A 1,929-nucleotide genomic window follows, 5' to 3' on the forward strand; every position below is an offset into this window, starting at 1 on the left:
ACGCCGCGGCCTCCGCCGTCTCGGCAAGAAGCGCCAGGACCGAGTCCCGCAGCACCCCGCTGCTCTCCTTGAGGACGTCGTGCCCCAGGCCCGGCAGGATCCGCAGCTCCGCCGCCGGCGCGTGGCGGGCCAGTTCCCGGGCCTCCGGCACCAGTTCGGAGTGCTCGCCGCAGACGACCAGCGCCGGGCAGCGCAGCCGCGCGTAGTCGGCCGGGGTGAAGGCGCGGCTCCCGGCGATGTCGTCGATCAGGGTGGTCCGGTTGAGCAGGTCGTCGGCGATGGCGGTCAGGTGCGCCGCCTTGCGCAGCCGCAGCGCCAGCAGCTCGGACGGCACCGGGCTGTCCTCCAGGCTCAGCGCGGCCGCCGACAGGGTGTCCACCATGTTCTCCACCCACGGCCCGCCGAGCGGCGGTTCGAGGAGGGTGAGCCCGGTAACCAGGTCGGGCCGGGCCAGCGCCGCGTGCAGGGCCAGGGTGGCGCCGTAGCTGTTGCCGACCAGGTGCACGGGCCGCCGGCCCAGCCCCAGCGAGCCGAGCAGACCGAACAGGTCCCGTACGGCGGTCCGGCTGTCGTAGCCGTCGACCGGGCGCTCGGTGCGGCCGTGGCCGCGCAGGTCGTAGAGCAGCACCTCGTGCCCGGCCCGGGCGGCCGGCAGCGCCACCGGACAGTAGAAGGAGGACAGGTTGTCGACGACCAGGCCGTGCAGGAACACCACCAGGGGCCGGCCGGGACCGGCCGCCGCGGCCGCCGGGGCGGCGGGGAGCCGCTGGACGTGGAAGCGCAGGGAACCCGCGCGGACGAAGGCCACGGCGGGCTCAGCCGGCCACGGCGGCGGAGGTGGCTCCGCTCCCCGCCGCGCCGCGGGCCAGGGAGGCGTGCGTGATCCGCCCGATGTGGGTGACGAGTTCACCGACGGACATGGCGAGGATCGCGTCCATGTCCTTCTCCGCGAGGAAGCCCATCAGGTCCACCGCGGCGCCGTAGCGGTGGTGCAGCGCCTCGGCGAGGGCGACGAACTCGATGCTCTCCAGGGCGAGGTCCTCGTTGAACGTCGTCTTCATCGTGACCTCGTCCGCGAGCAGGTACTCGTCGCCGACGATCTCCACCAGCATGCCGGTGATCTCGGCGAGGATGTCATTTCCCATGGCGTGTCTCCGTGAGGTGGAAGGGGACGTCGGGCGGTGTGCCGTCGCAGGTCCACGCGACGACGTGGCCGGGCGGCGAGGAGTCGAGCAGGGTGGTGCGCACCGGGTACGGGCGGCCGCCCGGGGACCGCACCAGCAGGCAGCCGTCCCCGGAGAACGGGTCGCCGTCCGGGTCGGCGGACACCCGCCACTCGCGCGGCCGGCCGCCGAGTCCGCTGCCGTCCGCCTTGGCGGCGGCCTCCTTGGCGCACCACAGGGCGGTCAGCGCGGCGGGCAGGCCGCCGGCGCCCCGGGCACCCCAGGCGCCCGACGGGGTGCCGGCGAGCGCCTCGGCGAGGGCGAGCTCCCCCGGCCCGAGGGCGACGCGGACCAGCGCGTCCGGGTCGGCGGCCACCGGCTCCAGGTCGATCCCCACCGCCCGGCCGGGACGGGCGAGGGCCACGGCGATCCGGTCCTTGTGGGCGATCGTCAGCCCGAACCCGGCGGTGAGCGGCCCCAGCGCCAGCGGGCGGCCCGCCGGGTCGTTGCCGACCGGCACCTCCGCCGGGAAGACGGGTCCGGCGCCGCCGTCCCACAGCAGCTGCCGCAGCGCGTCCTTGGCCGCGATCCGGCCGAGCAGCCAGGGCCCGCGCGCCCGCGGCGACAGCCGCTCGTACGCCGCCCGCTCGGCGGCGCCGAGGTAGCGGCGCATCACCAGCTCCTGCGAGGCGGGGTCGCTCCAGCGCCTGCGGGCCAGGCACCAGCCGCACGGGCTGCGGTTCGCCGATGCCGCACACCTCCGGGG

At 76.3% G+C, this 1,929-nt stretch carries 3 protein-coding genes; all 3 read right to left on the minus strand.

What is annotated here, in order from left to right:
* The coding region (locus SSNG_RS32095; protein ID WP_063749934.1) for an alpha/beta fold hydrolase at nucleotides 1-808 on the minus strand (808 nt) is incomplete at its 3' end.
* 7 nt (nucleotides 809-815) lie between these two features.
* Complete coding sequence (locus tag SSNG_RS32100) at nucleotides 816-1,145, minus strand: hypothetical protein (RefSeq protein ID WP_007268109.1); 330 nt, start codon at nucleotides 1,143-1,145, stop codon at nucleotides 816-818.
* A partial coding sequence (locus SSNG_RS32105) for a 4'-phosphopantetheinyl transferase family protein (protein WP_206731353.1) occupies nucleotides 1,135-1,929 on the minus strand: 795 nt, incomplete at its 5' end. The genes SSNG_RS32105 and SSNG_RS32100, both read right to left, overlap by 11 nt.

It is taken from the genome of Streptomyces sp. C (genome assembly GCF_000158895.1).
Taxonomy (GTDB): domain Bacteria; phylum Actinomycetota; class Actinomycetes; order Streptomycetales; family Streptomycetaceae; genus Streptomyces; species Streptomyces racemochromogenes.